The organism is Proteus alimentorum (assembly GCF_002607735.1).
Taxonomy (GTDB): Bacteria; Pseudomonadota; Gammaproteobacteria; order Enterobacterales; family Enterobacteriaceae; genus Proteus; species Proteus alimentorum.
The window spans coordinates 24,006-30,005 of the sequence record NZ_NBVR01000015.1; the positions used below are offsets into that span (position 1 = coordinate 24,006).

The following is a 6,000-nucleotide window of genomic DNA, read 5'->3' on the forward strand; positions in this document are numbered from 1 at the left end:
CAATTAGGAATAGGTTCTACTATATGGAAATTGAAGAATTAGAATCGGGTTTTATTGAAGTAAAGTTATCGAAAGACAATTATAAAAAATTGATCTCATGGTTAGATAAATCAGTTAAGCCAAATGTTGAGCTAAGTAACACATTGAAATCAAAATCACCTTGGGATAAGTGAATTCATCCACTCTATTATTGAATTAAATAGAGTGGATTAAACTCGTTATTCCACCAATTCTAATCCTGCCAACTTACGCCAATAACCATTACAGTCATGATGATGAATCGTTGTAAGAGGTTGTTGACCTTGCTCATTTTGGCGAAATTGTTGCAAGGTATCAAAAATAGCGTCAGATTCAGGTGAAAGACGAATAATATCCACTAATCCTGCCATTGATGCTTGATCGTTACCCAAGTTATAACAATAACCACTTTGTGTTTGAATACCATTCAAAACAAATACTTGCTGATTTTCTTGTGAAAGCACTTCACGGCCTTGAGGGTATTTTTGACAACAGGTTTCACAATCATCTTTAGAGCGATTTTCAGAACGAGCAGTAAAACAGCGCGCTGAATAAGCTAAAGGAAGATGCCCATAAGCCAGCACTTCAACTTCAAATTTATTGCGAATACCTAACTCTTCACATTGATTTAAAAGATTATTTAACCATTCGCGAGAAAGCTCAACAGGCATACACCAGCGTATCATTCCTTGTTTATGCAACAAACGTACTGCATAAGCGTTATAGCAGTTAAGCCCGTGGCCTGCGACAAAAGGAAGATGCCGTTCGTAAAGCATATTGATTACACCAAAATCATGTGCTTCAACTAAAAATTCACCGTTATCAACTAACTTAGCAATTTCTTTTAATTCAGATGGTGCTTGTAATAATGCTAAGGTAGAAAGAACCACTTGCTTACCGCTTTTAGCGACTTCTTTGGCAAGATTTATCCAATCTTGAGGCTTAGTTTCTCGACGTTTACTACAAACCGTTTCACCTAAATAAATAATATCAGCATCACACTGTTTTGTTTTTTCATAGAACGCTTCAAGTGTTTCTTTTTGCCAATAATAAAGTACAGAGCCTAATGCATATTTCATTTTCTTATCCTTATTATTGCCATTTACGGTGATAAGCGCCCAATGTTGTTTGTGTCCCTTCTGAAATTTTTCCTAATGCGTTCATCCAACGAGGATCTGTGCTAAAGGCTTGAGGATTTTTCTTACATTGATCAATGGCAGTACGCCAAACTCTTGCGACTTCTGTGACATAAGCTGGGCTACGTTGACGACCTTCAATTTTGACGGATGCAATATTCATTGCCATTAGTTCAGGTAATAGAGAAAGGGTATTGAGGCTCGTTGGCTCTTCTAATGCGTGATAACAGTGGTCATCAACAAAATAGCGTCCTTTGCACAATGTTGGGTAGCCTGCATTTTCATTGGGTGAATAGCGGTCGATAAGCACATCATTAAGGCGAGATTCCATTCCTTGTGGTGTCTGTTGCCAACGTACAAAACGAGCGGGCGAGCAAGCACCTACGGTATTAGGGGATTCACCTGTTAAGTAAGAAGAGAGATAGCATCGACCTTCAGCCATAATACATAAGCTACCAAAGGCAAAGACTTCTAAAGGTACTGGGCTAGTTTGTGCTAATTGTTTGACTTGATGAATAGATAGAACACGAGGAAGAACAATACGAGCTACATCGAAGTTACGTTGATAAAACTCAATAGCTTGTGTATTGGTCGCAGAAGCCTGTACAGAAACATGGCGTTCAATATGAGGATAACGTTCAGCCGCATACTCTAACATGGCAATATCTGCCAAAATAAGTGCATCTGCGCCTAAAGATGCCGCCATATCAACAGCTTTTTGCCAGCGTTCAAATCCATCAGGGTGAGCAAAGGTGTTTATTGCAATATGTAATTTTCGCTGGTGGCGATGAACATAATTAACTGCTTCTTGTAACTTCTTTTCTGTGAAATTTAAACCTGCAAAATGTCTTGCATTCGTATCATCTTTTAAGCCGATATAAACGGCATCCGCACCATTATCTATGGCCGCTTTTAAGGCAGGTAAATTACCTGCTGGACACAGCAATTCCATCTTCACTTCCCTTTAGAAATTAAGAATGATCAGAAATTGTAATGAGCAAGATAAAAAAAGGTTTTGATTTAGGGCAGAGAACTCTGTTTTTTGCTTAAGTAAAATCAAAGAACTCAAAATGTGAGCAACGGATTAACCGAATATTGATATAGGATCGCAGAATATCTGTCTATATCTGGCACAATAGCCCGTAATTTTATTTATAGGAGTCCGAACGTGTTTAACAAAATTCGTACCCATTTGGTTAAAGAGGGACCTCGTTTTTTACGTTACCCTTTACAAGTTACCCCATTTGCTTTGCAACGCGACATCTTAGAACAGTTTTTAAGTTGGCAGTTTCGTGAATCGTTAGCGGAAGGTGATTTACACTTTTTAGAAGATAAGTGGCTAAAAGTTGAGATAAGAGACTTACATTTACAGTGGTTTATCAGTGTTCGTGATGATAAATTAGTGGTCAGTCGCTTAGAAAAAGAAGATGTCAGCTTTAGTGGAAATGCTAATGATCTTATTTTAATTGCTGCTCGCAAAGAAGATCCTGACACCTTATTTTTCCAACGTCGTCTACAAATTGAGGGTGATACAGAACTCGGGTTATATGTTAAAAACCTGATGGATGCAATTGAATTAGACTCAATGCCATCTGTGTTGCGTTTTGGTTTATTACAACTGGCTGAGTTTGTAAAAAGTGGGCTTCAAGAAGAAAAAGAAGACACTCTACACCGCCATGAACTGAGCTCAACTTCATGCTAATACGTGTTGAAATTCCCGTTGATATTCCTGCAATTGATAACCTTTTACGCCAAGCATTTCCGACAGGCGCTGAAGCTGATTTAGTCGGACATTTACGTGAAGAAGGGTTATTAACATTAGGCATGGTGGCAATTAGCGATGAAGGCCAATTGATTGGCTATATCGGTTTTACACCTGTTGATATTGATGGAAAAGATTGCCAGTGGGTAGGGCTTGCACCACTTGCTGTTGCACCTGATTTCCAAAACCAAGGTATTGGACGTCAACTGATTAATGAAGGGCTAGATAGTCTAAATGAATTTGGTTACGGTGCCGTTGTGGTGTTGGGGGAGCCTGAGTACTATCAAAAATCAGGTTTTATTCCAGCTAAGTCACAAGGCTTACATTGCAAATGGCCTGATACGGAAGATGCTTTTCAGCTTTATGCGTTAGAAAATGGCAATGTTGATGATATCCATGGTTTAGTCAACTATTCACCGTTGTTTGACCAATTTAGCTAAATTTATTTATCTTGTATTAAATACAGTGCAATGTCTGAAGGCTGGTCAATGATCAGCTTTTCTTTTTGCGTTTTTTTCAACTGTTTTAATTGGTATTCAAGTTGAGAAGCGCGTTGTCTATTCCCTACCTGACAATAAAATTCTAGGAATAAAGGCCCTTTACCTTTCAGTGCCTTAGCGCCAGTTCCATTCTGATGTTGTTGAAAACGCCTCTCAACATTTGTCGTGATCCCTGTATAAAGCGAACCGAGACGATTTCTAATAATATAGAGTGACCACATTGTCTCCGTCATCATTTTTTCCTTTTCGTGCTACTTTTTCTTTTGATAAATAATACTGCTTAGTTTCTTAAGTGAGTAATTTATCGTTTTATCAAAATGAAATCTATTAGATATATCAATATGTTGTGAAATATTTGTGACAATAGGTTCTATCATTTAAAAAATAACATTCAATTTTTTTGAAAATGAACAGCAATTATTGCTAATTTTAAAGTTAAACTAAAGCGCATAATATGATCCATATCACAGAGGCACACTCCGCGATACCCAACATAACTAGAATTTAATTGGAGTTTATTATGAAAAAATCTACATTAATCGCTGCAACATTAGCTTTAAGTGCTATTTCATTCGGTTCATTTGCTGCTGATAGCGTATCAAAAAGCCCTTCAGCTAATGGTGAGTATATCACAATTACAGGTAGTGATACTCTAGACGGTTTAACAACTAAAATTGCTCAAATCGCAAAAGATGAAGGTGCAAAAGGTTTTAAAGTTGTCGGCGCAACAGGTGATGATTACCTCACTGTAAATGCTGAAATTTATCGTTAATTTTAACTAGTTCCGATAAATAACCTGTAATAAGAGACTCGCGGTAAGACGCTCGTTTTGGTGATATAATTATCAACTAAACAGCGTCTCTTTTTGTATCTATACAGGTATATTATGTCTTCTCTAGATTCGATCAAAATAATTAAACAATATATGAACAGTAACCATGTATTTACCTTATGTACAACACGTTCATTGGGTGATATTTGGTGTGCTAATTGTTTTTATTGGTTTGATGAAAATCAGATGAGGCTTGTTTTTCTTTCTGAAAAGAAAACTCGGCATGCTCAAATGATGCAGGAAAACTTATTAGTTGCAGGGAGTATTAGCACACAAGAAATTGTCGTTTCAGATTTACAAGGGATCCAATTTACTGGGGCTGTGTCTTTACTGACAGGTAAGGACGACATCAATGCAAGAAAACATTATTGTTTACGTTTTCCTGTCGCATTAGCCGCCATCCATGTGCCTTTATGGGAATTACAATTACAAGAAATTAAGATGGTCAATAATCAGTTGGGCTTCGGAACTAAGCTCTATTGGCAGCGTGATTAAACTTATTTTTTCTTAACTTTCTACTATTCCCAAAAATAATGATTTTTTTGTTCCCATCCTTTTAAAGACATACAAGAAGTGTAGAAGATTTTTCTGTCTTCTTGGTTAATGTCTTCAACATAGCTTTCTGTCATGGGTACACGTTCAGTGTAGGTTTTTTTATCACCACAGTGGTCTTTATCATCTTTGCGACATGTTTTTTGCACATCACGATAAACGGTACGTTGTAGCACTTCTTTGCGAATCGGGTAGCGAGTATTTGCATCAAATTCACAAAGCATTTTAGCTTCCTGTAATGTGTAATCTGATGAACCTTTAGGTTCCCAAGTACTACTACAACCAGAAAGTAAAACTATTGAAAATAAAGGAAAAAGTGCTAATCTCATATCAAATATCATCATAAAAAGAATAGTTAAGAGTGTTAATAATAAAACAAAACTAATCACTTTGACCATCTTTTTTGAAAATGATTCGCATTTGATAACAGGGGTTATTAAGTCAGTATTTGGATAACCTACTACTGGATAAAATGTATATAAGGACTAATATCGTAAGATTTAGTGAATTATATAATACTAATTAATGCTCCTTTTTTTTCTAAATCAGCTACAACTTGCACATCGGTTGACAAAGTCGAATATTCTTCATTAAACAAAACAATCCTTCCATAAGATGTCACTAAATCAGTCGTTTTTTGTAAATAATCATTAGGTTTGTATTTACAGATGGTAAAACCATAACTTTTTAAGGTATTACACTGTTTCTCGATATTTATTTCTTTTATATGCCCTTGCTTGGGGGCGCAGAGAAAATATTCGATTGCATAACGTTGTAAAACAGGTGAAGTGCAAATTGCGTCTGTGAATTGGTGGGGGGCAATACGGACTAGTAGACTCATATCTATTAGAGAGTGGGAATTACATTGTTCAACGAGGCTTGGTCCAAGACCTCCATGCATTCTTGCTCCAGATTCAATCAGTACTGGGCCATTTGAAGACACGATTATCTCATTATGTGAAGTACCATTTTTGATGCCGAGTGAAGTAAGTACAGATTTTGTATAGTCAACCTGTCCACTCCCCCTAAAATAAGACAGCTATAATTAGATTTTCTGCCCTTTAATTTGCAGAGGTCATGATGAAAAAAGCTCGTTTTACTGAAACTCAAATCGTGAACATTTTAAAACTCGCTGATTCTGGTATGAAAGTAGAAGATATTTGTCGCCAAAATGGGATCAGTAATGCCACTTATTATAAT

Annotated in this window: 11 protein-coding genes; 6 read left to right on the forward strand and 5 right to left on the reverse strand. The window is 36.6% G+C overall.

The window, feature by feature from the left end:
• Nucleotides 1-23 precede the first annotated feature (23 nt).
• Nucleotides 24-173, forward strand: coding sequence for a type II toxin-antitoxin system TacA family antitoxin (locus B6258_RS18000; protein WP_164996126.1), 150 nt, complete (start codon nt 24-26; stop codon nt 171-173).
• A 45-nt stretch (nt 174-218) separates the two neighbouring features.
• Here B6258_RS18000 and B6258_RS02865 read toward each other — a convergent pair whose 3' ends face one another.
• Together B6258_RS02865 and ubiU are read right to left on the reverse strand one after the other, a co-directional pair.
• Entirely contained in the window at nt 219-1,097 is an 879-nt protein-coding gene (locus tag B6258_RS02865) for a U32 family peptidase (protein ID WP_099074006.1), read from the reverse strand.
• Nucleotides 1,098-1,110: 13 nt separating this feature from the next.
• A complete protein-coding gene (gene ubiU, locus B6258_RS02870; protein WP_099074007.1) occupies nt 1,111-2,106 on the reverse strand; it encodes a ubiquinone anaerobic biosynthesis protein UbiU in 996 nt (331 codons plus the stop codon).
• Between the two features lie 216 nt (nt 2,107-2,322).
• Between ubiU and ubiT the strand changes: the two genes are divergently transcribed.
• Complete coding sequence (gene ubiT, locus B6258_RS02875) at nt 2,323-2,856, forward strand: ubiquinone anaerobic biosynthesis accessory factor UbiT (RefSeq protein ID WP_099074008.1); 534 nt, start codon at nt 2,323-2,325, stop codon at nt 2,854-2,856.
• Complete coding sequence (locus B6258_RS02880) at nt 2,850-3,356, forward strand: GNAT family N-acetyltransferase (RefSeq protein ID WP_099074009.1); 507 nt, start codon at nt 2,850-2,852, stop codon at nt 3,354-3,356. Before ubiT ends, B6258_RS02880 begins: the two co-directional genes overlap by 7 nt.
• 2 nt (nt 3,357-3,358) lie before the next feature.
• On the opposite strand, the gene B6258_RS02885 is transcribed toward B6258_RS02880, so the two are convergent.
• On the reverse strand, nt 3,359-3,649 hold the full coding sequence (locus tag B6258_RS02885) for a GIY-YIG nuclease family protein (protein WP_099074010.1): 291 nt from the start codon (nt 3,647-3,649) through the stop codon (nt 3,359-3,361).
• A gap of 287 nt (nt 3,650-3,936) precedes the next feature.
• On the opposite strand from B6258_RS02885, the gene B6258_RS02890 reads away from it, so the two are divergent.
• Together B6258_RS02890 and B6258_RS02895 are read left to right on the forward strand one after the other, a co-directional pair.
• Nucleotides 3,937-4,188 (forward strand): YdgH/BhsA/McbA-like domain containing protein, encoded by a 252-nt coding sequence (locus B6258_RS02890; protein WP_099074011.1) that lies wholly within the window; start codon nt 3,937-3,939, stop codon nt 4,186-4,188.
• Nucleotides 4,189-4,302: 114 nt separating this feature from the next.
• Nucleotides 4,303-4,743, forward strand: coding sequence for a YhbP family protein (locus B6258_RS02895; protein WP_099074012.1), 441 nt, complete (start codon nt 4,303-4,305; stop codon nt 4,741-4,743).
• Between the two features lie 23 nt (nt 4,744-4,766).
• Here B6258_RS02895 and B6258_RS02900 read toward each other — a convergent pair whose 3' ends face one another.
• Nucleotides 4,767-5,129: a hypothetical protein gene (locus B6258_RS02900; RefSeq protein ID WP_240531510.1), complete on the reverse strand. Its 363-nt coding sequence runs from the start codon at nt 5,127-5,129 to the stop codon at nt 4,767-4,769.
• A 179-nt stretch (nt 5,130-5,308) separates the two neighbouring features.
• The gene (locus B6258_RS02905; protein WP_129586841.1) at nt 5,309-5,743 is read right to left on the reverse strand and encodes a hypothetical protein; all 435 of its coding nucleotides are present in this window, start codon (nt 5,741-5,743) and stop codon (nt 5,309-5,311) included.
• Nucleotides 5,744-5,880: 137 nt separating this feature from the next.
• Between B6258_RS02905 and B6258_RS02910 the strand changes: the two genes are divergently transcribed.
• A partial coding sequence (locus B6258_RS02910) for a transposase (protein ID WP_164996127.1) occupies nt 5,881-6,000 on the forward strand: 120 nt, incomplete at its 3' end.